This is a genomic window from Alteriqipengyuania halimionae (assembly GCF_009827575.1).
GTDB lineage: Bacteria > Pseudomonadota > Alphaproteobacteria > Sphingomonadales > Sphingomonadaceae > Alteriqipengyuania_A > Alteriqipengyuania_A halimionae.
In genome coordinates, this window is record NZ_WTYR01000001.1 from 119,171 (window position 1) to 143,932 (window position 24,762).

Annotated in this window: 25 protein-coding genes and 1 tRNA gene; 13 read left to right on the forward strand and 13 right to left on the reverse strand. The window is 64.7% G+C overall.

The genetic code is table 11. The features are described 5' to 3' along the window. Nucleotides 1-41: 41 nt before the first annotated feature. From GRI68_RS00610 to GRI68_RS00620, 3 genes are all read right to left on the reverse strand, one after another. Nucleotides 42-1,472, reverse strand: coding sequence for a DUF1501 domain-containing protein (locus GRI68_RS00610; RefSeq protein ID WP_160615215.1), 1,431 nt, complete (start codon nucleotides 1,470-1,472; stop codon nucleotides 42-44). A gap of 13 nt (nucleotides 1,473-1,485) precedes the next feature. Further along, nucleotides 1,486-3,318: a DUF1800 domain-containing protein gene (locus tag GRI68_RS00615; protein ID WP_160615216.1), complete on the reverse strand. Its 1,833-nt coding sequence runs from the start codon at nucleotides 3,316-3,318 to the stop codon at nucleotides 1,486-1,488. Nucleotides 3,319-3,508: 190 nt separating this feature from the next. Next, complete coding sequence (locus GRI68_RS00620; protein WP_160615217.1) at nucleotides 3,509-6,817, reverse strand: S41 family peptidase; 3,309 nt, start codon at nucleotides 6,815-6,817, stop codon at nucleotides 3,509-3,511. A 228-nt stretch (nucleotides 6,818-7,045) separates the two neighbouring features. Here GRI68_RS00620 and GRI68_RS00625 point away from each other — a divergent pair, with 228 nt between their 5' ends. Both GRI68_RS00625 and GRI68_RS00630 read left to right on the forward strand, forming a co-directional pair. Next, nucleotides 7,046-7,459: a hypothetical protein gene (locus GRI68_RS00625; protein ID WP_160615218.1), complete on the forward strand. Its 414-nt coding sequence runs from the start codon at nucleotides 7,046-7,048 to the stop codon at nucleotides 7,457-7,459. 205 nt (nucleotides 7,460-7,664) lie between these two features. Further along, nucleotides 7,665-8,207, forward strand: coding sequence for a hypothetical protein (locus GRI68_RS00630; protein WP_160615219.1), 543 nt, complete (start codon nucleotides 7,665-7,667; stop codon nucleotides 8,205-8,207). Here GRI68_RS00630 and GRI68_RS13570 read toward each other — a convergent pair. After that, nucleotides 8,204-8,344 carry a hypothetical protein gene (locus tag GRI68_RS13570; protein ID WP_199799683.1) on the reverse strand — a complete coding sequence of 47 codons (141 nt, stop codon included), beginning with the start codon at nucleotides 8,342-8,344 and terminating at the stop codon, nucleotides 8,204-8,206. The genes GRI68_RS00630 and GRI68_RS13570 overlap by 4 nt on opposite strands. Before the next feature lie 518 nt (nucleotides 8,345-8,862). On the opposite strand from GRI68_RS13570, the gene GRI68_RS00635 reads away from it, so the two are divergent. From GRI68_RS00635 to GRI68_RS00645, 3 genes are read left to right on the forward strand one after another with little or no spacing between them, the layout of a single operon-like run. Next, a complete protein-coding gene (locus GRI68_RS00635; protein WP_160615220.1) occupies nucleotides 8,863-10,152 on the forward strand; it encodes an adenylosuccinate synthase in 1,290 nt (429 codons plus the stop codon). Nucleotides 10,153-10,188: 36 nt separating this feature from the next. Next, entirely contained in the window at nucleotides 10,189-10,728 is a 540-nt protein-coding gene (locus GRI68_RS00640; RefSeq protein WP_160615221.1) for a L,D-transpeptidase family protein, read from the forward strand. 46 nt (nucleotides 10,729-10,774) lie between these two features. Continuing rightward, nucleotides 10,775-11,755, forward strand: a complete 981-nt coding sequence (locus GRI68_RS00645) for a winged helix DNA-binding protein (protein ID WP_160615222.1) — start codon at nucleotides 10,775-10,777, stop codon at nucleotides 11,753-11,755. 9 nt (nucleotides 11,756-11,764) lie between these two features. Here the strand turns inward: GRI68_RS00645 and GRI68_RS00650 are convergent, their stop codons facing one another. Then, nucleotides 11,765-12,745, reverse strand: coding sequence for an asparaginase (locus tag GRI68_RS00650; protein ID WP_160615223.1), 981 nt, complete (start codon nucleotides 12,743-12,745; stop codon nucleotides 11,765-11,767). Between the two features lie 79 nt (nucleotides 12,746-12,824). Between GRI68_RS00650 and GRI68_RS00655 the strand changes: the two genes are divergently transcribed. Continuing rightward, nucleotides 12,825-12,900 (forward strand) — tRNA-Val (locus GRI68_RS00655). Between the two features lie 50 nt (nucleotides 12,901-12,950). Beyond that, a complete protein-coding gene (locus GRI68_RS00660) occupies nucleotides 12,951-14,201 on the forward strand; it encodes an FAD-dependent oxidoreductase (RefSeq protein WP_160615224.1) in 1,251 nt (416 codons plus the stop codon). Nucleotide 14,202: 1 nt separating this feature from the next. Here GRI68_RS00660 and GRI68_RS00665 read toward each other — a convergent pair whose 3' ends face one another. Continuing rightward, the gene (locus GRI68_RS00665) at nucleotides 14,203-14,742 is read right to left on the reverse strand and encodes a TlpA family protein disulfide reductase (RefSeq protein ID WP_234028673.1); all 540 of its coding nucleotides are present in this window, start codon (nucleotides 14,740-14,742) and stop codon (nucleotides 14,203-14,205) included. On the opposite strand from GRI68_RS00665, the gene argH reads away from it, so the two are divergent. Genes argH through lysA form a run of 3 tightly spaced genes read left to right on the forward strand, consistent with a single transcriptional unit; the run spans nucleotide 14,720 to nucleotide 17,643 of the window. Further along, complete coding sequence (argH, locus tag GRI68_RS00670; RefSeq protein WP_234028674.1) at nucleotides 14,720-16,141, forward strand: argininosuccinate lyase; 1,422 nt, start codon at nucleotides 14,720-14,722, stop codon at nucleotides 16,139-16,141. The two genes, GRI68_RS00665 and argH, sit on opposite strands and share 23 nt — an antisense overlap. Continuing rightward, nucleotides 16,138-16,374 carry a hypothetical protein gene (locus GRI68_RS00675; protein WP_160615226.1) on the forward strand — a complete coding sequence of 79 codons (237 nt, stop codon included), beginning with the start codon at nucleotides 16,138-16,140 and terminating at the stop codon, nucleotides 16,372-16,374. Before argH ends, GRI68_RS00675 begins: the two co-directional genes overlap by 4 nt. A gap of 9 nt (nucleotides 16,375-16,383) precedes the next feature. Further along, the gene (gene lysA, locus GRI68_RS00680) at nucleotides 16,384-17,643 is read left to right on the forward strand and encodes a diaminopimelate decarboxylase (RefSeq protein ID WP_160615227.1); all 1,260 of its coding nucleotides are present in this window, start codon (nucleotides 16,384-16,386) and stop codon (nucleotides 17,641-17,643) included. A gap of 42 nt (nucleotides 17,644-17,685) precedes the next feature. Here the strand turns inward: lysA and GRI68_RS00685 are convergent, their stop codons facing one another. Then, complete coding sequence (locus tag GRI68_RS00685; protein WP_160615228.1) at nucleotides 17,686-18,096, reverse strand: PaaI family thioesterase; 411 nt, start codon at nucleotides 18,094-18,096, stop codon at nucleotides 17,686-17,688. After that, entirely contained in the window at nucleotides 18,096-18,527 is a 432-nt protein-coding gene (locus tag GRI68_RS00690) for a PaaI family thioesterase (protein ID WP_160615229.1), read from the reverse strand. The genes GRI68_RS00685 and GRI68_RS00690 overlap by 1 nt, the downstream gene beginning before the upstream one ends. Before the next feature lie 130 nt (nucleotides 18,528-18,657). Here GRI68_RS00690 and GRI68_RS13575 point away from each other — a divergent pair, with 130 nt between their 5' ends. Genes GRI68_RS13575 through GRI68_RS00700 form a run of 3 tightly spaced genes read left to right on the forward strand, consistent with a single transcriptional unit; the run spans nucleotide 18,658 to nucleotide 20,679 of the window. After that, entirely contained in the window at nucleotides 18,658-18,819 is a 162-nt protein-coding gene (locus GRI68_RS13575) for a hypothetical protein (protein WP_199799684.1), read from the forward strand. A gap of 4 nt (nucleotides 18,820-18,823) precedes the next feature. Continuing rightward, on the forward strand, nucleotides 18,824-19,795 hold the full coding sequence (locus GRI68_RS00695) for a hypothetical protein (RefSeq protein ID WP_160615230.1): 972 nt from the start codon (nucleotides 18,824-18,826) through the stop codon (nucleotides 19,793-19,795). After that, nucleotides 19,783-20,679: a transposase gene (locus GRI68_RS00700; protein WP_160615231.1), complete on the forward strand. Its 897-nt coding sequence runs from the start codon at nucleotides 19,783-19,785 to the stop codon at nucleotides 20,677-20,679. The genes GRI68_RS00695 and GRI68_RS00700 overlap by 13 nt, the downstream gene beginning before the upstream one ends. On the opposite strand, the gene ruvX is transcribed toward GRI68_RS00700, so the two are convergent. From ruvX to acpS, 5 genes are read right to left on the reverse strand one after another with little or no spacing between them, the layout of a single operon-like run. Then, nucleotides 20,676-21,143 carry a Holliday junction resolvase RuvX gene (gene ruvX, locus GRI68_RS00705; protein ID WP_160615232.1) on the reverse strand — a complete coding sequence of 156 codons (468 nt, stop codon included), beginning with the start codon at nucleotides 21,141-21,143 and terminating at the stop codon, nucleotides 20,676-20,678. The genes GRI68_RS00700 and ruvX overlap by 4 nt on opposite strands. A 16-nt stretch (nucleotides 21,144-21,159) precedes the next feature. Further along, complete coding sequence (locus GRI68_RS00710) at nucleotides 21,160-22,266, reverse strand: DUF3089 domain-containing protein (protein ID WP_160615233.1); 1,107 nt, start codon at nucleotides 22,264-22,266, stop codon at nucleotides 21,160-21,162. Then, nucleotides 22,266-23,414: an AI-2E family transporter gene (locus GRI68_RS00715; protein ID WP_160615234.1), complete on the reverse strand. Its 1,149-nt coding sequence runs from the start codon at nucleotides 23,412-23,414 to the stop codon at nucleotides 22,266-22,268. Before GRI68_RS00715 ends, GRI68_RS00710 begins: the two co-directional genes overlap by 1 nt. Then, a complete protein-coding gene (gene lepB / locus GRI68_RS00720; protein ID WP_160615235.1) occupies nucleotides 23,411-24,334 on the reverse strand; it encodes a signal peptidase I in 924 nt (307 codons plus the stop codon). Before lepB ends, GRI68_RS00715 begins: the two co-directional genes overlap by 4 nt. Beyond that, on the reverse strand, nucleotides 24,331-24,732 hold the full coding sequence (gene acpS, locus GRI68_RS00725) for a holo-ACP synthase (protein ID WP_160615236.1): 402 nt from the start codon (nucleotides 24,730-24,732) through the stop codon (nucleotides 24,331-24,333). Before acpS ends, lepB begins: the two co-directional genes overlap by 4 nt. Nucleotides 24,733-24,762 lie beyond the last annotated feature (30 nt).

The window sequence follows — 24,762 nt, forward strand, 5'->3', positions numbered from 1 at the left end:
CAATGCGCGAATGAAAGAAAATGTCCTGACGCGCGAATGCCCTAGCCCATGAACCCCAGGTCGGCGGTGGCGAAGCGCCCGATATTGGGCGCGATCGTCGGCAATTCGGACGGCGCGACGCCAAACCAGCGCGCGAGCGTCGACGAATACTGATCGACCGACGTGGTGGGCAGCAACCGTCCCTGGCCGACCTGGTCGGGCGTATCGAGGCCGATATGCGGTGCGGTGCCGAAGAAGCGCCCGCCATTGACGGCGCCGCCGAGCACCATGTGGTGCGAGCCCCAGCCGTGATCCGAACCGTCACCGTTCGAGGCCAGTGTGCGCCCGAAATCGGAGGCGGTGAAGCTGGTCACGGCATCGGCAACGCCAAGCTCGACGGTGGCGCGGTAGAAGGCGTCCATCGCGAAATCGAGCTGTCCCATCAGGGGCCCGTGCTTGGCCATCAGATCGTCGTGATTGTCGAACCCGCCCATGCTGACGAAGAAGACCTGCCGTTTCACGCCGAGGGCGGATCGCGCGGCGATCATGCGAGCGACGATTTCGAGCTGCCCGGCCAGCCGATTGTTGCCCCCCGGATCGTTGAAATCGGTGATCACGCTCACCTTTGAGAGCGCGTCGTTGAGAAACCCCTCGGTCTGGATCGAGCGCTGGCAGGTGCGCGCATAATCGGCTTCGAGCACGTGGCCGCTCGATTGCGTCATCAGGCTGCGCAGCGCCTCGCGCGCGCCCGAATGGCCGTACACGTTGCGCGAGAGCGCGTTGACCCCGACCGCGCCCTTGTTCGACACCTGATAGCCGAAGGCGTTGCTACCCGGCAGGAAGACCGCATTGCCGCCTGCCGAAACGCAGGTGAAGATCGCATTGTGGTTCGACGACAGGGCCAAATCGCCCAGCCTGCCGCCCCAGCCGACGGTCGATCCTTCGGAATTGAAGCTCTGCCAGGTAGATTGCTGATCGTTGTGCGAGAACAGCTTGGCCGGGCGCGGATAGGCGCGGTGATTGCCGCTCTTGTATTGCTCCAGCGTCAGCGGCGCGACCAGCGGCCCGACATTGAGCAGCGGAGCCATCCGTTTTTCGGCGAAGCGCCGGGCCATCCGCGGCATGAACGGGTTCATCGCATAGCGAATATCGTCGGTCAGGCGCTGGTCTTCGGGCGTGGTGAGCGCTGTGGCGGCGAGGTCAGCGCGCGGGATCGCGATCCCGCCACCGGCCTCTCCATTGCCGCCACGGATCGCCGAATAGCGCGCGTAATTGCTCGCATCGAACGGCACGATCATGTTCGAATGGTCATTACCGCCGAACAGGAAGATGCAGACCAGGGCCTTGTAGCCTCCGCCGCCGTCGAATGCGGCTGCCTGCGCGATGTTGTGCAGGCCGAGCGCGTAGGAAGACGCCGCGCCCGCAATCGCGAACTGGCCGCTGCGCTGAAGGAAAGCACGCCGCGTGATATCGTCGAGTTTGCCGATGAACATGGGGTCGGCGCTCCTATTTCTGGACCAGATATTCGGGCGAGGCCATGACCAGCAGGACCGCAAGGAATACGCGCTTCTGCTTGTCGCTCTCGCTTGAGCTTTCGGTCACGGTTTTCTCTGCCAGGGCATCGCGGATCAGCGTTTTCGTCGCATCGGTCAGCTGGTCCGCGGTGAGGAGGAGCGAGAGCCGATCGACCAGCTTGTCGGGCTGGTGGGCGAGGGCGAGTTCGGCGGTGTAGGGCGCGGACACGCCTTTCAGGGCCCAGTGCTTGTTCTCGATCACTTTCTCGATGAAATTGACGTAGCCGGCAATGCTGATCTCGTCGACGATCTGGAATTCGGGCGCGACCATGTCGTTGGCGGCAGCCTGCGAATTGCTGGGAATGTGGCCCGGCCGGTAGAAATTGAACACCGAGGGCGAGCGCAGCGGACTTTGCGCCAGTTCGTCATCGGCATCGGACAGGTTCTGGACCTGCCATCTGCCGTCGGATGAAGTCGCCCCGAAGGTCAGCGCCCATTGCGCCAGCCGCAGCATCGGTTCGCGCAATTTGCCGAAGCCCCACGAGGTGAGACTGTCCGCCGAAAGCGCTTCCTGATCCAGCAGGATCGCCTTGAACACCGCGCGCAAATCGCCGCGCTGGCCGCTCCCGTTATCGGCGAAGGTGGCGGCAACGCGGGAGACATAAGCGCGGCTCGGATTGCTGGTGACCAGCCGCTGGATCATCTGCTGGCCGAAAAACGGGCCGACATTGGGATGGTTGAACAATGTGTCGAGCGCGGTCTTGAGCGCGGCTTCGGGGCCCGTTCCAGCAGGGATCGTCGTGCCCAGGAAGCTCTTCTCGAGCGCGGAATGGAACCCGCTTTTGCGCGTGTATTTCCACTTCGAAGGGTCGGTCGTCATGGGCAGCTGGGTGTATTCGATGCTGTCGACCGAACTGCCGGGAGCGTCCGGCCGGGGGATCTTCGTGTTCTGCGAGTAATCGAAATCGTAACCCGTGAAGACCTTGGCCAGCCCGGTCACGTCGTCATTGGTGTAGGTTTCGATCGGGGCGCCGTTGCTACCGAGCGTCGGCGTGCCGTCCTGCTCCAGCCGGTAGAGCCCGATCGTGAACAATTGCATCACTTCGCGGGCGTAATTCTCGTCGGGCTCGCGTCCCTTGGAATCGGCCGCCCGGTTGCCGCGGGTGTTGAGCCACACGCCCATCGCGGGGTTGAGCGTGATGTCTTCGAGCAGGTCGCGGAAATTGCCGAAGGCGCGGGCGGAGAGGATGTCCCAGTATTTCGCCATGGCCTGACTGCGCCACGCGAAGTTGACTCCGTTGGTCGAGACCACGAAGAATTGCGACAGCGCCAGTGCGATCCGTCGCCGCACGCCGTCCTCGGGCATCATCAACTGCGCCCAGGCCATGTGGTCGGCCAGGCTCGAATTGTTGAAATACTTGTTCGAATCGACCCGGTCGTAGCCTTGGGCATTCATCCAGCTGCGCCCCGTGCGCGCGACCGGCGCGGCCATCCGCGCATCGAGCCATGGTTCGTAGCCATCGCGCTTCACCGCCTCGATATCGCCGATTGAGGCGGACAGTCCGGCATGGAGCAGGAAGCGCGCCGCGGCGGCATCGGTGGCGGGCTTGGCGACCGTGGGCGGAGGAGGTCCGCCACCGCCGCCGCCCTCGCCGGTCGGGGGAGCGGGCGATCCGCCGCTGTCTCCGCCGCAAGCGGCCAGCGCGAGCGCGGCGGCCAAAGGCGCGGCGCTTTTCAGCGCGGTTGCATCGCGCGGGGCGTCGCCCTCGATTTCGCGCACATGGTCATCGGCTGCGTGCGGTGCAGCCTCTAGTTCAATACCCACCGGTTCTGGACCTCCCAGTCCGAGCGATCCGTCCGGCGATCCCGAATGGCCGGAGCGGTTACGCTTGGGCCCGGTTATCCGGTGCGAAAGGCAAACGAACCGGTACGAGGCACGCTAAACCCATTTTAACCATATCCACCGGCGCGCGGGAGGCCGCGCGCCGGTGAAAGGGAGCGGTGGTCGCGCGGTCTCAGTCCAGCACTTGCGGATCGCGGGCCGGGGTGCCGACCGGGGGAAGCGGCTGCGGGACCAGCGGCGCAATCGGCTCGGCAGCGATCTTCGCTTCCAGCCAGTTCACCGCCGCGGCCAGTTGCGCGTCCTCTCCGGCATAGGTCGCGTGCGGCGGATTCTCGACCGCGATGTCGGGCGAAACGCCCCAGCCTTCGACCAGCCAGCGACCGTCGAGCCCGTATTGCGCATATTCGGCGATCCGGACCATGCCGTTATCGGTCAGCGGGTTGCGGCCCGACAGCCAGATGCCTGCGCCTGCGGTGCGCTTGCCGATCAGCGGCCCGATGCCGAGCGACTTGATTCCGGCGGCGAAGGTCTCGCCATCGGAATAGGTGCGCTCATCAATCAGCACCGCGATGTGACCGCGATAGGCGTCCTGCATATTGGTGTAGGGCGTGCCGCCTTCGGTCGCCCAGAAGGCCCAGGCGCGGCGCAGCAACTGGGTGATGATCACGCTGTCGACATTGCCGCCATTATTGCCGCGCACGTCGATGATCATCCCGTCCTTGTCGAGTTGAGAATAGAACTCGCGCGCGAAGGTCGCGACGTCGTCGCCGCCCATGGCCTTCAGCGCGATGTAGCCGACATTGCCGTTCGAAAGCTGGCTGGTTTGCGTCTTCTTGTGCTCGACCCGGTCATACCAGCGGGCCATGTAATCGCCGCCGCCATCCATCGGCTGGACGATGGTGGAGACGCTCGCCCCGCCGCGCTGCATGTCGAGCCGGACTTCCTGACCCACCTTGCCTGCGAGCGCCTGCGCCAGGTCTTCCATGTCGCGCACCGCGCGGCCATCGACGCGGGTGATGACGTCGCCATTGCGGACGTCCACGCCGGGCCGTGCGAGCGGCGGGCGCATCGAGACGAGATCGCGGTCGTTGAGGAAGATGCGGTCGATCCGCACCCCGCCATCGACCGGAGTAAGCTCGGCGCCGAGATAGGCGCTCTGCACGTTCTCCTCGTCGCGCGGAACATCGCCGGCGCGGACCTGGCTGTGGAGGATGCCGAGCGGCGCGGCCATCTGGCCGAGGATCGCGTTCAACTCGCTGCGGCTGCCGATCCGGTCGACCAGCGGCTCGATCCGGGTGCGCACCGCCTCCCAGTCGAGCCCGCGCAGTTTGGGATCGTAGGCGAAGTCGCGGTGCATGCGCCACGCATCGACAAACATCTGGTGCCATTCGGCTTCGGGATCGACCTGCAGCTTCCAGTCGCCCACCCGCACTTGCGTGCCGTCGAGATCACCGGGCATCTTGGCGCCTGCGGGGACCAGCGCGATCACCGGGTTGCCGGGCGATCCGCCGAGGACCATCGCGGTCTTGCCGTCGCGCGACAGTTCGAACGCGCCGGCCTTGGGAGCGAACGTCTCGATTTCCGGATCGTCGCGATCGATCTTGATCGAAACGACGTCGCGATCCCTGCCGGTGTAGAGAAAGCCCTCATTGGCGTACAGCATGCCGCCGACGCCCGAAGCGCCCGGCACCTTGTAGAGCCGGTCGGCAAGACCTGCGAGAACGATCCGGGCGCTCTTCGCCTCGTCGTCCTTCTTGTCGCTCTCGTCCTTCGCGTCCTCGTCTTCCGCATCGCCGGTTTCGAGCTCTTCGGGCTCGTCGGCGCCGCTCAGCTCGTTCTCGTCGGTGAAGCGGAACTCGGCCTCGGGATCGAGCTGCAGCGCGTAGATCTCGCCGCGATCGGGGAACGAGGTGCCCATGTTGCGATCGCCCCACGGATGGCCGGGATCGGGCGCAAAATTGCGGTCGGACACGAAATAGAGCCACGCGCCGTCATGCGCGAAGGCGGGGGCGTAATCGTTGTACTTGGCCGAGGTCGCCTGCACGCGGCGACCGGTGGCGAGATCCTGTACGAAGATCGCGCCGCGCCCGCCCGATCCGCCGACCAGGTCCTCGCTATAGGCGATGTATTTCCCGTCGGGCGAGAAGCTGATGCTGGAGAAGGGCGAATCGTTGCCCGTCCGGTTCTTCGCCAGCTGGGTGACGCGGCCGGTCGCGATGTCGACCTTGGTCAGCCGCGCGGCCTTGTCCCAGGCGATGATCGTCTTGCCATCGGGCGCGACGTCGAAGCCCCAGATATATGTATCGTACCCTTGCGTGACCGGCTCGGGTTCACCGGTGCCGTCGGCGGGCATGCGGTAGAGATCGCCATGCACGTCCTGATCGAGGATCAGATAGACATATGTGCCGTCCGGGCCCTCCACCGCATCGCGCGCCCGGGCATCGAGCGGGACCGGGAATTCGATCCGCCGCCGCTGCTTGGGAAAGCCCAGCGCAACCCGGCCGCGCGCGGTGATCGCGACGCTCTCGCCCGACGGCGTCATCCGCGCCGCCGTCATGTTCTCCAGCGGATTGGCGATCGCGCGTTCACGGGTCTGTTCACGGTCGGTCACGATATCGATCGACAGCTTGCGCATCGATTTGGCGGTGGTCGAGAAGACGTGGATGTCGGCCCCGTTCTGGAGGAACACTTCGCCATTATCGATCGTCGCCTGCAGCACGGGGAAGGGCATTTCCTCCGATTCCTGCCGCACGCCCGATCCATCCTCGGCGACCGACCACACCGCATCGGCCCCGCTCTCGTTGGCGACGAAGTAGATCCTGCCGCCATAAGCCATCGACATGCGGATCCCGGCGGCGAAATCGGGCAGCAGCTGGGTCGCCTCGCCATTCGAGCCCATGCGCCATTTCCACAATTGCGCGGTGCCGCCGCCGCGATACATCACCGCATTGTCGCGGGCGCGGGCATAAAGGCCGCGACGGGCGAAGAAGAGCGTTCCATCGCTGCCGAAGGTCGCATCGTTTGCGCGCCACAGCGCGATCGCCTGCGGATCGCCGCCGTCGGGGCTGACCGTGTGAAGCACTTCGCCAAGCCCGCCTTCATCGTTGGTGGTGGCGAACACGACCTTGCCGTCGGGCGTCCAGCCAACCGTCTGCACGCTGCCGCCCAGGAAGGTCACCCGCGTGGGCGCGCCGCCCGCGACCGGCATCACATAGACGTCATTGCCGCTGTCATAGCCCGCATTGAAGGCCACCATCGTCCCGTCGGGGGAGAGATGCGCATTGCTTTCCTCTTCCTCGTGATTGGTCAGCCGGATCGCCGCGCCGCCATCGCGCGACGCACGCCACAGATCGCCTTCGCTGGCGAAGACGAGCACGTCGCCGCGCGCGGTCGGATACTGGTAATACCCCTCATCGGCGAAGGCGGGTGTGCTCGCGGCGATGGCGAGCAGGCTGACGACGGACGCGGCGATACGCTTCATGCAAATTCCCTCTGATCGTTTCGGCCCGGATGCTGCCGCAAGGCGCGGCTTCCGGCAAGCGAGACCCGGCGAAGTCTACGCGTTCCCACCCGCGCAAAGTCGCGCGCCGCTCTGCGAACCGCTGTCTTTTCTCGGCTATCGGCGCGCAAGATGCGAATCGTTTGCAAAAAGCCGCTGCAACCGGCACACCCGCCGCACATAGTTCACCATCTTGAAAGAGGGATTCCCATGCTCCGAACCTTCGCCGCCGCCGCCATCCTGGCCACCGTTCCGCTCGCCGCCACGCCCGTGATGGCGGACGAGGACGGCCACCCCGAACTGAGCGGCAGCGTCAAGGCATTCCACGACGTGCTGCGGGTCGATTGGCACGCCGAGAAGGGCGACGCCCGCAACGCCGCCGCCTGCCGCAATGTCGGCGACTACATCGCCCTGTCGCGTGAGATCGCCCGCCAGTCCGCCCCCGCCGAAGCCGATGCGAGCGCCTGGGGCACGGCCACCGCAGGCCTCACCGACGCCTCGGTCGCGTTGGGCGCCTATTGTGCGGGCGGCGTCGCCGCGAATGTGGAGGCCGGCCTCGCCACGCTGCACGAGCGCTTCCACGATATCATGAAGGCGATGCGGGGCGCGCAAAACGAAACCTGATCGCCTCGCCGTGCGCGCCAGGGGCAATATCCTTAATTCAGGCAAGGTTCCTTAGGTTCGTTGAATGCTCGCCAATCAATTAAGCATACTGCCCTTGAAATAAGCCCCTGAATTAAGCTGTGCTCCCGAATTAAGCATTCGCATCCGGCAAATCTTTGGCGATTGTATCTTTTGCAAACACCGGTGTCGCTGATATGAAAGCGGTATGCTCCAGTTTCTGGCGAATCATGTTTGGGCGTCGATCATCGGTGCGGTGGGGTTAGTGTTCAGCGCTCTCGGCTTTGCTTCACAGGCTCATGCGATCGCCACTCGCTTCAAGGCTTGGCAGTTTCAAGCTTTGGGCGCGGCCCTCTTCTTCGTCGCCGTGATAATGGTGCTGGTCAGCTACGATCAAGGCCAATCCAGTGAGGTGCAACGTCCTATACCAAGGGTAAGCCAGTCAGCGCCAGAAACAGCTTATGTCGAGCTGATAGCAAAGAGAGGCACCAGATTACAGCAACAGGCCTTCCTCAAACAGCACGTTGGAGAGACTTTTGATCTCTCCCTAAAGCTGGCTTCAATGGAGCCAAGTGGGAGCGTAATCCGAGGGCAGTTTTATGCTGGCGGGGAGCCTAATCTGTTTGTTGATTTCTCGCCGGCGTGGGAAGATTACCTTGTCCGCCGGGACGCTGGGGATACGATCAGTTTCCGGGCGACCGTCTTAAAAGGCCCTTACGGATACTTTCTAGGAGATGCGAAGCCGCTTTAGTCTGGCTTAGCCTTCGCGACCAACTCTAGCCGCTCATCCCAGCGCGCTTCGTCCTCGTCCGCTTGGTGTTTGCCGGCAGCTTCTTTGAACCTGTCGGACTGACTCCGCTGATCGGCTTCGCTTGCAGTTTCAGTCATGTCAGACACCTATGTTTTCGCGGACAGACTATTGCGACAAGATGCTCGATGGGCAGAGATTAAACACAATCTATACCGAAAACAGGCTGGCAAATGATTTGCATCAAGGTGCCTTTTCGAGCGGAGTATTGAGATGACCCGTGAAGTAATCGATTCCGGAGACATAACACCTGATTACCGCGCTGCTTTTTTCGATTCGGCCCGGATCTGCGCTCGCCGATAAGTGCTTCCCGTTTTCCTACACCTTCGGCGTGCTGTACGTTGGACGGATGGCCTTTGACTTCCTTCGTTCCGCCCATCGGCGCTTCGCATGTCGACGCGACCGTTGGTGCCTGTTGGAAACTGGAAGGTTACAGATAGAACGCGGAATTCCTTTTCACGCCATTGAAATTGCAAGAAAAGCTCCGTCGCCGCAGTTTTGCAAAACCCCCCGGTCGGTGGTCCACGCCCCCCTTCCGCTTGCCCCGTTGCACCCGTCTGCTAGGGCGCTGCCGCAACTCCCTGGAGGAATGAACTGAATGGCAAATGTCACCGTGATCGGCGCGCAATGGGGCGACGAGGGCAAGGGCAAGATCGTCGACTGGCTGGCCAGCCGGGCCGATGCAGTCGTGCGGTTCCAGGGCGGGCACAATGCCGGCCATACGCTGGTGGTCGGCGATACGACCTACAAGCTCAGCCTGCTGCCCTCCGGCATCGTCACCGGGACGCTCTCGATCGTGGGCAATGGCGTGGTGCTCGATCCGTGGCATCTCAAGGCCGAGATCGAGAAGCTCGAAGGCCAGGGGGTTACGATCACCGCCGACAATTTCGCGATTGCCGACAATTGCCCGCTGATCCTGCCGATCCACCGCGATCTTGACGGGATGCGCGAGGCGGCGGCGGGCGCGGGCAAGATCGGCACCACCGGGCGCGGGATTGGCCCCGCCTATGAGGACAAGGTCGGGCGCCGTGCGATCCGCGTGTGCGATCTCGCCCATCTCGACGATCTGACGCCGCAACTCGATCGCCTGTGCGCGCATCATGATGCGCTGCGTGCCGGGTTCGACGAACCGCCGGTCGATCGCGAGCGCCTGCTCGACGACCTGCGCGGGATCGCCGATTTCGTGCTGCAATTCGCGCAGCCGGTGTGGAAGCGCCTGAAGAAGGTGCGCAAGGCGGGCGCGCGGATCCTGTTCGAAGGCGCGCAGGGCGTGCTGCTCGATATCGATCACGGCACCTATCCCTTCGTCACCAGCTCCAACACGGTCAGCGGCACCGCGGCGGCGGGCAGCGGGCTGGGGCCGAATGCGACCGGCTTCGTGCTCGGCATCGTCAAGGCCTACACCACCCGCGTCGGCTCCGGTCCGTTCCCGACCGAGCTCGACGACGAGGTCGGCCAGGGGATCGGCGAGCGCGGGCATGAATTCGGCACCGTTACCGGGCGTCAGCGCCGGGTCGGATGGTTCGATGCGGTGCTGGTGCGCCAGACCTGCGCGATCTCGGGCGTGACCGGCATCGCGCTGACCAAGATCGACGTGCTCGACGGGCTCGACAAGGTGAAGATCTGCACCGGCTATCGCCTGAACGGCAAGATCATGGACTATTTCCCCTCGCATGCGGCGGACCAGGCGGCGGTCGAGCCGATCTACGAGGAAATGGACGGCTGGAGCGAAAGCACCGCCGGCGCGCGCAGCTGGGCCGATCTGCCCGCCAATGCGATCAAGTATATCAGCCGCGTGCAGGAGCTGATCGAAACGCCCGTCGCGCTGGTTTCCACCAGCCCCGAACGCGACGACACGATCCTGGTGCGCGATCCGTTCATGGATTGAACACCGCGTTAAGGAATGGGAGGCTAGCATCGAGCCATGCGATGGATTGCTATCCTCCCCGTACTTGCGCTGGCCGCCTGCGCCGCGCCCGAAGCGCCGGGTAGCGAGCGCGTGCCAGCGGCCCGCGCGATCGAGCGGCCGTTCGATGTGTCGACAAACGTCGATTTCATCCTGGTCGACAAGTCCGACCGCACGCTGACCCTGTTCCGCAAGGGCACCCCGGTGCGAGCCTATCGCGGAGTCGCGTTCGGCGATGCGCCGACCGGTCACAAGCGGTTCCAGGGCGACGAGCGCACGCCCGAGGGTCGCTACCGGATCGAATACGGCAATCCGCAATCGGCCTTCCACCTCAGCCTCAAGATATCCTATCCCAACGCCGAGGACCGCGCCTACGCCGCGAAACACGGTCTCTCGCCGGGCGGGGATATCTTCATTCACGGCCAGCCCAACGGTTCGCCGGAAGGGCAGAAGATCGCCTCTCACTGGACCGACGGGTGCATCGCCCTGTCCGATGCAGAAATCGAGGAATTGTGGCAGACCGTGCCCGACGGCACGCCGATCGAGATCCGGCCATGATTGGTCCATTCTTGACTTAATCCCGTTTTGTTCTACGCATGTTCTCATGCTACTGACCGAATCGCGCTCGCAGGATCTCGTTTATTCGCCCTCCCAGACGGAGCAGGGCGAATGGCAGGCCAGTCTCACCGTGTTCTCCGATGCGCCCGAAACGCGCGCGCAGATCGAAGGCGATTTGGGAGAGGCGGGGTTCCGCCTTGCCGGATCGGGGCCGCTAGCGGCGATCCTCGATCGCGGGATGTCGGTGCTGGGCGATGTGGTGGTCGTCGATTGCGGCGAGCCGGACGCAGCCGGGATGGCGGCGCTCTCGCGGCTGGATGAGCGGGTTGCGCGGAGCGGTGCGCGGCTGGTGGTGGCGACCTCGTCCGACGCACTCGAGCCGCTGTTTCTGTGCTTCGAGCGTTCGCCGGTTCACTGGTTGGTCGATGGCGCGCGCGGCGATCGGCTGGTGGCGCTGGCCGAGGCGCGGTTGCGGCTTTCTGCACGGGTGCGCGAATTGTCCGAAGAGGACCGTGCCGCGCTCGAACGGCTCGCCTCGCAAGTGGGCGCGATCGCCGAACGGCTCGATCGGATGGGTGGAGCGCGCGATCATGGCGATCGCGCCTTCTCTTTCGAATCGCCGCGCCAAGGCTATCACGCCGAAGGCACGACCGATCCTCTGCGCCGCCAGCGGCCGCCGCTGCCCGATCCGCGGATGGTGCGACAGTTGATCGCTCGCCGTCAGGCGCGCGCGAAGTTCTTTCCGGACGCACAATTCGCCGACCCTGCATGGGACATGCTGCTCGATCTCACCGCCGCGCGGGCCGAGCATGCGCGGGTCTCGGTCTCTTCGCTGTGCATCGCCAGCGGTGTTCCGGCGACCACCGCACTGCGCTGGATCGGCCATCTCGAAAGCGCCGGTCTGGTCGAGCGCGTGGCGGACGATATCGACAAGCGTCGTGCCTTCATCGCGCTGACCGACAGGGCGGCGGAGGCGATGGCGGCCTATTTCGCCGAAGTGGACGCGCAGACGCCCGACGCGATCTGAGTTGCGACTTCAGCGGCGGTCGAACACCGCCTGTATTTTGGCCGGCTCGCGAACTCCGTTGGCGAGCAGCAATTGCAGCAGGATGCGCGCCTTGCCCGGACCAAGCGCGCGGGCGGCAACGAAGCGATTGCGCTCGTCCTCCGGTTCGCGATCTACCAGTCCCATATCGACCCGGGTCGAACGGACCACCGGGGTCCCGGCCTTGGCGGTCTCGGCCAGCATAGCGCGAACGCTGTCGGGCATGTTCCCCTCACCGAAGCCCGCGACCACGATCCCTTCCGCTTTCGAAGCAAGGCAATCGGTCACCACATCGGGCTGCATCCCGGCATAGGCATAGAGGATCGGGATGGTCGGAAACCGTTTCGGAAAGGCAAAGCGCGCATCCTCGTCGTCGCGCCAGGAAGGCCCGTACCATTCGAGTGAGCTGGGCGTGACATGCGCGATCCCGTCGCGCGGGAAGCCGGCAAAGGCATCGGTCCCGCTGGTGCGCGCCTTGCGCACGTCGCGCGCCGCAATCACGCGATCGCTCATCACCAGCAGCACGCCGCGTCCTGCCGCCTCGTCATCGGCCGCCACGCGTACGGCATTGGCGAAATTGCGCAGGCCGTCGCTACCCACTGCATCGGCGGGGCGCATCGCGCCGACCATCACCACCGGCTTCGTCGTCGGCAGCGTCAGGTCGAGCAGAAGCGCGGTTTCCTCGGCGGTGTCGGTGCCGTGGGTGAGCACGATTCCGTCGATCGTATCGTCCGCCATTCCTTCGACAATCGCGGCGTGGATCGCGGCCCAGATATCGGGCGTCATGTTCTCCGACCCGATCGCAGCCAGTTGCCGACCGGCGAACTGCACATCCAGTCCGAGGCTCCCGACGCTGTCGAGAAACTCGTCGATCTCGATCTGGCCGGGGCGATAGTCGCGCCGCGTGGCGGAGCCTGCACGTCCGGCGATCGTGCCGCCGGTGGCCAGGACAAGGAGCCGTTTCGCTGTCATGCCCACGCCCTAGCCGCGCAAGACGGCAATTGAAATGTCCGCATCGCGCGCTATGAGCGGTCCCGCACCAAGCTCATGGGGGCGGTTAGCTCAGCTGGTAGAGCATCTCGTTTACACCGAGAGGGTCGGCGGTTCGAACCCGTCACCGCCCACCATTTTCAAGGGTGTCGAAACTCTTGAGCGGCAGCGAAGAGGCGAGTCTCCAATGGCGACGGCATCGCGACTCGGCACCCTTTCGATAGCGATCGCGGGATGCGGCCCGGCGGGCCTTGCTGCAGCGCTGCTTTTCCAGCGCGCCGGGCACGCTGTTACCTTGTTCGAACGTTTCGACGCGCCGCGCCCTGTCGGCTCCGGCCTGATGTTGCAACCGACCGGCATGGCGGTCCTCGATGCGATGGGCTTGCTGCCGCAGATCGCGCGTCACGGCGCTCGAATCGACGGTCTGCTCGGCCACGAAGAGCACGGTCGCACCGCGCTCGATTCGCCCTACCGTCAGCTGTCCTCCACCGCTTTCGGCATAGGGATTCATCGCGCGAGCCTGTTCGGCGAGCTCTACGATGCGGTGTGCGAAGCGGGGATCGCCATCCGCACCTCGCACGAAATCGCGGCCTCTCAGATCAGGGCGGACAAACGCTTGCTCTGCTTCGCCGACGGTTCGACGAGCGAAGGCTTCGATCTGCTCGTCGATGCCACGGGCTGGAACTCGGCGCTGGGAAATCGGCACGACGGTTTGCTCGACTTCGGAGCGCTATGGGCCACCCTTCCGCTTGATTCGGACGATCCGTTCGCCGGTAACCTGCTCGAGCAGCGCTACCGCCGCGCTGCGCACATGGCTGGTGTCTTGCCGACGGGCCGTCGTGATCCCGAGGGGCCGCGCGAGGTCTCATTCTTCTGGTCGCTTCGCGGCGATCGATACGATGAATGGCGTGCGACGGGACTCGATGCATGGAAGGCCGAAGTGCAGACTTTATGGCCCGATCTCGAGGGACTGCTGCAACGGATCGAGAGCGTCGATGCGCTGACCTTTGCGCGCTATGCCCACCGCACGACGCCGCGCCCGCATGGCGAGCGCCTCATCAGGATTGGCGATGCCTGGCATTGCGCGAGTCCGCAACTGGGGCAGGGCGCCAATATGGCCTTGCTTGACGCGTGGGGTCTGGCGCGCGGACTGGCGGAGGGGCGAAGTGTGGCCGAGGGCTTGCGGCTCACCGTCGCGTGGCGCAGCGATCATGTGCGGCTCTACCAGGCAGTGACGCGTTTCTTCACGCCGCTCTACCAATCGGATGCGGCTTTGCCGTCGATTCTGCGCGATCGAGTGCTGATGCCGCTGTCGCGCATCTGGCCGGGCAATCACCTGCAGGCCAGGATCATGAGCGGGCTACTCGGCTGGCCGCTGGCAAGTCTGGGGCTGCGCGAGCCGGACTATAGAGCTTTGGCACGCGCGATCCCGGCCTAGCCTAGTCCGCTTCGCCCAGCAGCTCGGCGGCGTTTTCGCCGGTCCAGTCGAGATCGCCGATCACGCGCCAGACCTCGCGTCCCTCGGCGTCGTAATAGATGCTCATCGGCAGATTGCCGCCATCATAATGATCGGTCAGCGCCATGTCGGGATCGAGCCAAGGTTCGATCGCCTGAAAATCGCGCGCGGCAAAGAAGGGCGCGACGGCTTCGGCTCCGGTCAGGTCCTGCGAAATGGTGACCACGCGCAGCCCGTCCTGCGCCAGTTCGTCGAGCATCGGCATTTCGACCACGCATGGCGCGCACCAGGTCGCCCACAGATTGATCAGCACCGGACGACCGGCCAGCGCGGGGAGCGCCAGCGTGGTGCCATCCCCCTGCCGCACGGTGATCGGCGGCAGCAATTCGCCGGCACTCGCGCGACCCACGATCGTGCCGGTCGGTTGCGCGGTCGCTTGCGAGTCCGGCTGCTCGCCCCTATCGCACCCCGATGCTGCAAGTGCGAGAAAGACGGCGGTGATGAGCGATAGCGAAAAACGCAAGGCAGGCTCCAATGCGATGTGGGGCGGACGGTTTGCCGAGGGACCCTCGGCGATCATGCGCGAGATAAATGCCTCGATCCCGTTCGACAAGGCGCTGTGGCGCGAGGATATCCGCGGATCGAAGGCGCATATCGCCATGCTGGCGGCGCAAGGCATCGTCAGCGACGAGGAGGCGCAGTCGATCGACCGGGGGCTCGATGCAATCGTTGCGGAGTACGAGAGCGACGGCGTCCCCGAAGACTGGTCGCTCGAGGACATTCACATGACGGTCGAGGCACGGCTCACCGAGCTGATCGGTCCGGTGGCGGGCAAGCTGCACACCGCGCGCAGCCGCAACGACCAGGTGGCGACCGATTTCCGGCTCTGGACGCTGGCGGCGATGGAGCAGGTCGAAGCAGGGCTCGCGGCGCTGCAACGCGCGCTCGTGACCCGCGCGGGCGAGCATGCCGTAACGATCATGCCGGGCTTCACCCATTTGCAGGCCGCGCAGCCGGTCACGCTGGGGCATCACCTGATGGCCTATTACGAGATGTTCCGCCGTGATGCCTCGCGCTTTGCCGATGCGCGCAAGCGGGCCGACGAATGTCCGCTTGGAAGCGCTGCGCTGGCGGGGACGGGCTTTGCGATCGACCGTGAGGCGACCGCTTCGGCGCTCGGTTTCGCGTGCCCGACAAGCAACAGCCTCGATGCGGTATCCGATCGCGATTTCGCACTCGATTACCTGAGCGCTGCCAGTGCGTGCGCCTTGCATCTCTCGCGGATTGCCGAAGAGATCATCGTCTGGGCGAGCCAGCCTTTCGCCTTCATCCGCCTGCCCGATACGCTCTCGACCGGCAGTTCGATCATGCCGCAGAAGAAAAACCCCGATGCGGCCGAGCTGGTGCGCGGCCATGCCGGGCGGATCATCGGCGCGGCAACGGCGCTGATGGTGACGATGAAGGGCCTGCCGCTGGCCTATTCGAAGGACATGCAGGACGACAAGCCGCCGGTTTTCGAAGCGCATGGGCTGCTCCAGCTTTGCCTCGCCGCGATGGAGGCGATGATCGCGGAAAGCACCTTCAACGAGGCGCGGATGCGCGAGGTCGCGGGCGCAGGTCATCCCACTGCGACCGATCTGGCCGACTGGCTGGTGCGCGAACATGGCGTGCCGTTCCGCGAGGCGCATCATGTCGCGGGCGCTGCAGTGAAAGCCGCCGACGATCACGGCTGCGATATTGCCGATCTGCCGCTCGATGTGCTGCAGGCCATCGACTCGCGGATCGATGAGAGCGTGCGCGATCTGCTGACGCTCGATGCCTCTGTGGCGGCGCGTACGTCCTATGGCGGAACCGCTCCCGTGCGGGTACAGGAGCAAGTCGAAGCCGCGCGCAAGGCGCTGGGCATGGGGATTGCGGCATGAAGCGCATCGCAGTTTTGACAGCTCTTCTGGCGTTGACCGCTTGCGGGCAGATGGCTCCGCTCGAACCGGTCGCCGGTGCCGAATTACCGCCGGAGCCCTATGGGCAGACCTACAAGCCGGAAGCCGACGAACTGCTCGAACCGAGCGAGCAGGCGGTGCCCGAACGCAATGTGGAGCTGCGCGAAAGCTCCGAAGAGCGTGAAGACGATCCGTTCGACCTTCCGCCCGAGTGAGTTTCAACGATGGATTATTTCGCCCTTCGTAACGGCGTCCTGCATGCCGAGGATGTGTCGCTGCCCGCGATTGCCGCGGCCGTCGGAACGCCCGTCTATGTCTATTCGCGCGCGACGCTCGAACGCCATGCGCAGGTCTTCGCCGAAGGGCTGGCGGGGCTTGATGCCCCGCTGATCGCCTTCGCCGTCAAGGCCAATCCCAATCTCGCGGTTCTGCGGGTGCTGGCACGGCAGGGCTATGGCGCCGACGTGGTTTCGGGCGGCGAACTCGCGCGTGCACTGGCGGCGGGCATGCCGCCTGAGCGGATCGTTTTTTCGGGCGTGGGCAAGACGCGCGAGGAAATGCGTCAGGCGCTCGATGCCGGCATCAGGCAGCTCAATATCGAGAGCGAGGAAGAAGGCCGCGAGCTGGCCGAGTTGGCCGCGGCGCTGGGTAAGCGCGCGCGCTGCGTGCTGCGGGTCAATCCTGATGTCGATGCCGGCACGCATGACAAGATCACCACCGGCAAGGCCGACAATAAGTTCGGCGTACCGATCGCGCGCGCACGGGAATTGTTCGATGCGCTGGCGGGGCTGGACGGGCTCGCGCTTACCGGTGTGGCGGTCCATATCGGCAGCCAGCTCGCCTCGCTCGAACCGTTGGAAGCGGCGTTTGCAAAGATCGGCGCACTTATCGGCGAATTGCGGGAGGCGGGTCACACCGTCGATACCGTCGACCTCGGCGGTGGCCTCGGCGTTCCCTACAAGGCGGGCGAGACCTATCCCTCACCGGCCGAATACGGCGCAATGGTCGCGCGCGTGACCAAGGGCTGGAACGTGCAGCTGGTGTTCGAACCCGGCCGCGTGATTGCGGGCAATGCCGGCATTTTGCTGACCCGCACGATCCGGGTGAAGCGCGGCGTCGCGCACCCTTTCTACGTCCTCGATGCGGCGATGAACGATCTCGCGCGCCCGGCGATGTACGGCGCGTGGCACGATATTGTCGCGGTCGAACCGTCGGGCGAAACGGCGGTGGCCAATGTCGTCGGCCCGATCTGCGAAACCGGCGATACCTTCGCGATGGGTCGCGAGATGGATGCGCTTAAATCGGGCGATCTTGCGGTGATTCGCACGGCGGGCGCCTATGGCGCCACGATGGCGTCGAGTTACAATAGCCGGGGTTTCGTGCCCGAAGTGCTGGTCGATGGTGACAAGTTTGCCGTGGTGGCCGAACGGCTGAGCGCCGCCGCGATCATGGATGCCGAACCGATCCCCGACTGGCTCGACTGAGCGTTCATCCGGTCAGGCAAATTTCTGCCCAAGCCGCAACCATCAATCGCGTAGCGCAATATTGAGGAATGCGGTGGCGATCGGGCGGTCGCGCTCGTCCTGCCAGGCTTCGGCCTGCACGTTGGCGATCCGGCGTCCGGCGCGGGTTACGCGGCCCAGCGCATAGGTGCGTTGTACCGTTCCACCGCGCATGAATTCGATCGTCACGTTGACCGGCTTGATCCGCTTCTTTCCGTTTTCTTGCGCGAGTTCCTCCTGCAAGGCGGCGATCGCGGCCATTTCCAGCAGTCCCGACAGCGCGCCTCCGTGAAGATAGCCCGGGCGGCCCTGGACGCGTTCGGAGAAATCCATCGCAAGAACCGGCGCGTGGCCTTCCATCCGCTCGATCTCGATCCCCAGCCCGCGGGCATAGGGCGGGAGGTGCCTGACGATGCTCTCGCTTGCATCCACCATCAGAAAGTCTCGATCGTCATGAAGACGCCGGCTGCATGGGCCAGCGGGTCGTCGAGATCGTCCTCATAGGCGATCCCGCGCACGAAGCTCATGCTACGGGTAATCTTGTAGCATTCGCCGCGGCCAATCACGGTCGATCCCGGTGTCGCAGCGCGGGTGTAGTCGATCCGCAGGTCGAGCGTAACTTGTGGGACGAAAGTATCGCGCTTGGTCCACACCGAAAGCGACGTGCAATTGTCCATCAGCGAGATGATCGGACCGGAGGCGAGAATCCCGCTTTCCTCCATGCCGACAAGCTCTTCCTTCCAAGGAAGGGCCAGCTCGAACCACCCCGGACCGTGCGCGTGATACTGCATCCCTAGCCACCCTCCGTGGCCGCCTTTGAGCATGGCCTTGGCGAAGAGGTCGGGCTGGATATTGGGTTTGCTCATCGCGCCGGAGTGTGCGGGCGGGGGGCGCCGATTACAATCTTTTAATTCCGCTTTCTGCGGCAGTTTGCGCAGCTTGGGACGGCCGGCGCGCGAAGGGTGTGCCGGGTCACCAACGAAGGGGGGACAAGGCATGGACCTGCCCAAACTCGACATTGCATCGCTGCCCACGCTCGACACGCTAACCGGAATGTTCGGTTCTCTCGCCGCCAGCGCCTCGCCGGGATCCGACGACGCGGTCATCGTGTTGATGGTGTTCATCTATGAAGTCCTGCCGCCGGACGGATTGTTCTGATCCGATGATCGTGCGCGACGAGTTGCGTGCGCTGCGGACCGATGAGGGCCCGCAGTGCGCGGCGCAGGCCGTGATGCATCGCGCGTTGGCAAAATGGTGCGAAAGCGATGCGGTTCGCGCGGTCCAGACCGCGCTGGCGCGTTTCGATGAGGGTGCAAAGTTCAATGCGCTCCCGCAACTACGCGCGCTGATGACCAGCGAGGGTGGGCAAGGCTTCGTCGAGGCATGGCTCGCACCGATCGCAAAGGCACTTCGGACGGAACCGCTGGCCCATGTCGCCCAGCGCCATACCGATGATGCGCGGCAATCGTCGCTTTTGCTGGCGAAGGTCGGGCGGGTGACGCTGTCGGTCCACACCCGCATCGCAAACCCGTGTGGCGAGGAGCCTGCGCGCGATTGCGTGCTCTCGGATATCGACACCTGGGACCTGGTGCTCGCCGGATCGATCGAGGGAAGAGCGATCACCGCACACGGCTCTGCCGGAGCGCCCGAGTTGGCCGCAGTTCCTGTGGAGCTCGGACCCGGCGACACAAGCTTCCGAGCCGGCCGCCGCGACGTGCTGGCGATCGACCGGATCGAAAGATCGTTCACCATTCTGCGGCTCCAGTGTCGGGCGATGGTGCCGCAACCGGCGAGAGCCTTCGATCTGGCCACAGGGCAATTGCTCCGGCAGGTGGCGGGCGATGTGCGGGACAGCCGCACCGAGCTGATGATGGCATTGCTCAGGCGAATGGAACGGCGCGAGGATGTCACCCTGATTGCCGGTCTCGCGCGCGAGCCAGGGAGCAGCGCCGTGCGGTGGGAGGCGGTGCGCGAGTGCCTCGCCCTCGACAGTGCGGCCGGCTTTGCGTTGCTCGGCGAACTGGCGGATCGCGCTGGCGATCCGCTGCGTGGCGATGCGCATCGACTGCGCGCGCGGCTCCTGTCGGAATATCCCGCTTTTGCCCAAGCGGGGGCTCGCCTGTGCCGCGCCTGATTACCTGTGCCAGCGACCGCGCGATCGGTTTGAATGCATGCATCGACGCCCTGAGCGCGCGGCAATTCGATCCGCGCGATGAGGATAGTCTTGCGCATGGAGCTCTCTGCCTGCGGGAGCTCGGCAATGATCGCCGTTTCCTCGGCGATCTGATCGCGCGCGAACTCGCCGATCGCGACAGCCCTCCGCGCGAGCAGGGTTATGGCCCGCAATCGATCGTGCTGTCCTCGCCGCAATCCGGCTTCTTCCTGCGCGCCAATATCTGGCCTGCCGAGCAAGACCATGCAGTGCAGGCGAGTGGGCGCGGCGCGTTCCAATACGACGTCCCGCACGATCACAATTTCAGCTTCCTGACGTTGGGCTATTTCGGTCCCGGCTATCGCTCGGACTATTGGGAATACGAGTATGAGGACGTCGTCGGCCATATCGGCGAGCATGTCGCGCTCGAGCCAAAGGGCAGGCAGCAGCTGACACCTGGCAGAATCATGCTCTACCGCGCGCACCGCGACATCCACAGCCAAATCCCGCCGCTTGCAATGTCGGTATCGCTGAACGTCATGCATGCCGATGGATCTCATGGCTGGTTCGATCAATATGCGTTCGACCCGGCAGCGGGTGTCATCACCGATCGGCTCGGCACCGGATCGAGCGAGGCATTCATCAGGATCGCAGTCTCGCTCGAAAGCGATGCCGCGCTCGATCTTGCCGAGAATTTCGGCCGGTCGCACCCTTCGGACCGGATGCGCTACGCGTGCTGGGATGCGCGCGCGGGCATCGTCAAAGACGATGAGGCCCGCGATGCCGTATGGCGAGAAGCGGAGGTTGCGGGGAGCCGCTTGATTGCCGCCGAAGCCAGACGCAAGCGCGCCGAACTGGCGGGTTAGAACGCGCTGCCGGTCAGCCGGTCGATCGCGGATTGCAGGATCACCGCGGCCGCCTGCGCGTCGATCCGCCCGGCGCGCTTCTTGCGGCTGAGATCCTGCGCGATCATCGCGGCGTCCGCAGTGGCAGTCGAAAGTCGCTCGTCCCAAAGCAGGATCGGCAGGTCGAGGTCGGCGAGGTTGCGGGCATAGGCGCGGCTCGCCTGGCAGCGAGGACCCGCAGTGCCGTCCATGTTGAGCGGCAGCCCAATCACGATGCCCTCGACCTTGCGCGCCGCGCACAGCTCTTTCAGCTTGGCTTTGTCGACCGTGAATTTCGCGCGTTGCAGGACCACGCCGGGCGTGGCGAAGCGCCAGCCCATGTCGCAGGTCGCAGTGCCGATCGTCTTGGTCCCGACATCGAGCGCCAGCAGCACCCCGCCATCGGGCAGCGCATCGCGAAACTCGATCGCATTTTCAGTGATCACGCCCACGACCGAATCCCTATTCGCCGAACGCGGCGAGCCGGCGCGCCATGTCTTCGCGCAGGTTCAGCCAGAACAGCGGGATGTCGTAAACGTGGTAATTGTTGCCCGGCAGGACGCCGCGGCCGAGCTCGGGCGGATCGCCGATATAGAGGAAGCCTTCCTCGCCGCATCGCGCCGGGACGGCGCCTTCGACGAGGTTTGCCTCGGTCAGCGCTTCGTTCGGTACGAGCGTGCCGCGATTGCTGCTGGGCGGCGCTTCGCCACCCGGCGCGCCGGTCAGCGGATTGGTGCACAGGAACGGGCTGGTGCCGCGCGCCGTCCCATCGAGACCGGGAGAGGCGGCATAGGCTTCGAGCGTAAGCGTGGTATCGGCCGGCTCGGCATAGCTCGACCAGCTAACCACACAACCAGCGCTTTCGGCCGTTTCGCAGGCCGGAAGGGGCAGTTCGGGCAGATCATGATCGAGGCTCATCGGCCAACCGATCACATAGGCGGCGGCGATCCGGTCGGCGAGCGGCGTGCCTTTTATCCGGCGGGCGAGCAGGTTCATCAGATGGAATGAGCCCTGGCTGTGCCCCGCGAGAACGATCGGGCGATCGGGGCCGATTTCCTCGACGAAGCGGTCGAACGCCTGTTCGACATCGCCATAGGCCGCTCCCAGCGCCTCCTGACCTTCGGGCTTGTCGGTCAGGAACGCGCCGAAGGTCGCCTGGCGATAGCGCGGGGCCCACAATTCTTCGGCTTGGCTGAAAGCGCTGGCGAGGCCACGCAGAAACAGACGGGCCTGGCTGTCGGCGGAATCATCGTCGAGCGGCGCGTTCCACGCCTGCTTGCTGAAGAAGCTGGTCGGGTGAACGAAGAACACCGCCGCATCCAGCGTTTCGGCCTCTCGGTCGAACCCGGTCGGCAGGAAGCGCGACGGATCGTTCTGCGCACCAGGCCGGGAATACCACATCGCCGGATCGGCATAGATGTTCTCTTCGAGCGGCTCCTGCTCGACGAATTCGACATCGGGCACGGTCGCCCAGCGGGTAAGCTCGTTCTGATAGATGCGCAGCAGGAATGCGCCCGCGATGACGAGCACCGCGAGACCGGCAACGAGATACAGGAATTTGCGGGCCATCAGCTTTTAGCGGTCGCCTTCTTCGCGGTTTTCTTCTGCTCGGCTTTGATCTGCTTTGCCCGGGCAGCGTCGTCGGCATCGTTGTGCTGAGAGCGTCGCTCGAGCGCGACCTTGATCATTGCGATGATCGGATCGGCGAGTGCGAGGCCGAGAATGCCGAACAGTGCGCCGAGGATCAACTGCGCCGCCAATACCAGCGCCGGGGCGAGGTCGACCGCCTTCTTCGCGATCATCGGGATCAGGATGTAGCCATCGATCGTCTGCACCGCGAAATAGACGAAGATGGTGTAGAGCCCCATCTCGGTCCCACCGGAAAAGCCGACCAGGATCATCAGCGCCCCGGAGACCAGCGCGCCGATATTGGGAATGAAGGCGAGCAGGCCGGTGAGCAGCGCCAGCAGGGCCGCCATAGGTACTGCGCCGATCCCCAGCGCCATGCCGCCGAAAGTCAGCATCAGGTAGGTGAACACGCCTTCGATGCCCATGCCAAGGAGGCGACCGGCGAGGAGGCGACGCAGCGAATATCCCATCGCGGATACAGTGGCATGAAAGTTATCGCGCCGTTCGCGCGCGACCATCCACGACACGCCGCGTTCGTAGAGATTCGGTTCGATCGCGATGAAGATGCCGATGATCGCGATCAGAAGCATGGTCGTCAGGCCACCGACGACGCCGCCGATCGCCCTGGTGATCGTTCCCACGCCATTCGAAATCTGGCCGATGACTTCCTTGATGTAGCTCTGGTCGACGGCGAAGCCCATTTGCTGGGCCCAAGCGAAGACGCGCCCGATCTGGTTGCCGATCAATGTCGAGAAGGCGGCCGCCTGCTCGGCGATCTGCGTGCCGGCGAAATAGCCCAGCCACAGGAGAAACAGCGTCGCGAGCGTCAGAACGATCGCGACCCGCCAGCTTCGCGCAATCGGGAGAACACGGCCCAGCAGTCGCGTGCCGCCGTCGATCATCGCCGAAAACACCAGGGCGCCGAAGATGATCAGGATCGACTGCGCGATCGTAACCGCGAGGTAGACCCCGCCGACCACCAGCGTCCAGATAAACGCCTTGTGCAATTCGATCCGCATTTTCGGATCGCTGATCCGGGTCGGGCTGGCCGCTTCGGATCGGGGCGAGTGATTGTCCATATCGCTCATCTGCTAGCGCTTTCCTCGGGTTCGGCAGTCGCCGCGCGTGGAACCGGGCGACGTTCCGGACGCAGACTGCGCCAGGCGCGCCCATCGCGCAAGGCTCCCCACCATTTCAGCGGGTTCCAGCCAGCGCTGCCGTCGAGCGAAAAGGTGATGAATTCGGCCCGACCGCCGACGCTTGTCAGCGGCACCGGTCCGCCCAATCCTTGCTGGAAACCAGAGGGTACGCGGCTGTCCGAAGAGAAATCGCGATTGTCGCCCATCAGGAAGACATGGCCTTCCGGAACGGTGATCTCGTCCATTTCGTCGGTCGATTTTTCCATCGCGTCGGTCACGAGATAGCTCGCGCCATTGGGCATCGTTTCGCGCAGGACGTCGATCCGGCACACTTCGTCGCGTTGCGACCCTTCGCCGAGGACCTCGACGATACGACCCGAAGAGCTGTAGCCGCACGGCGTGTTGGTATCGACCGGGACATCGATGGCCGGTTCGATCTCCTGCGGGACCACCTTGCCATTGAGCACGATCCGGCCGTTCCGCAGAGCGATCCGGTCACCGGGCAGGGCGACAACGCGCTTGATGTAGTCTTCCTTGCGATCGGGCGGCACGACGATGACGACATCGCCGTATGCGGGCGTTCCGCCGAAGATCCGCCAGTCGCTGCGCGGCAGTACATGGAAGCTCGCCGAGACCCAGGAATAGCCATAGGGGAATTTGCTGACCACCAGACGGTCGCCGACGAGCAGGCCGGGCATCATCGATCCCGACGGGATGTAGAACGGTTTGGCGACGAGGCTGTGGAAGGCGAGCACCGCAAGTAGCATCAGGAAGAGACTGCGCAGCTCGGCGAACCAGTTGATCGGCTCTTTATCGTCCGATTTCGAATCGTCGGCGTGCGGAGTGTCGCCGATGGTGTCTTGGGTCATGCGGGGAGGGCTTCGATTATCACCAGGGCCTGCGCCCATGGGTGATCGTCGGTGAGGGTCAGGTGAATGCGCGCCTCATGGCCCTCCGGCGTGATCTCGGCAAGCCGCTTCGCAGCCCCGCCGGTCAGCGCCAGCGTCGGCGCGCCCGAGGGGGCATTGACGACGCCGATGTCCTTCATGAAGACGCCGCGCTTGAAGCCGGTGCCCACAGCCTTGGAGAACGCCTCCTTGGCCGCGAATCGCTTGGCATAGGTTCCCGCCCGTGTGAGCTCGCGTCGATCGGCCTTGGCGCGTTCGACCTCAGTAAAGCAGCGCTGTTCGAAGCGCGTACCGTGGCGATCGAGTGCCGCCTGAATGCGTTCGATATTGCAGAGGTCGGAGCCCAGGCCGATGATCATGCGGCCGCCTGCGCGCAGCGGGTGTGATCG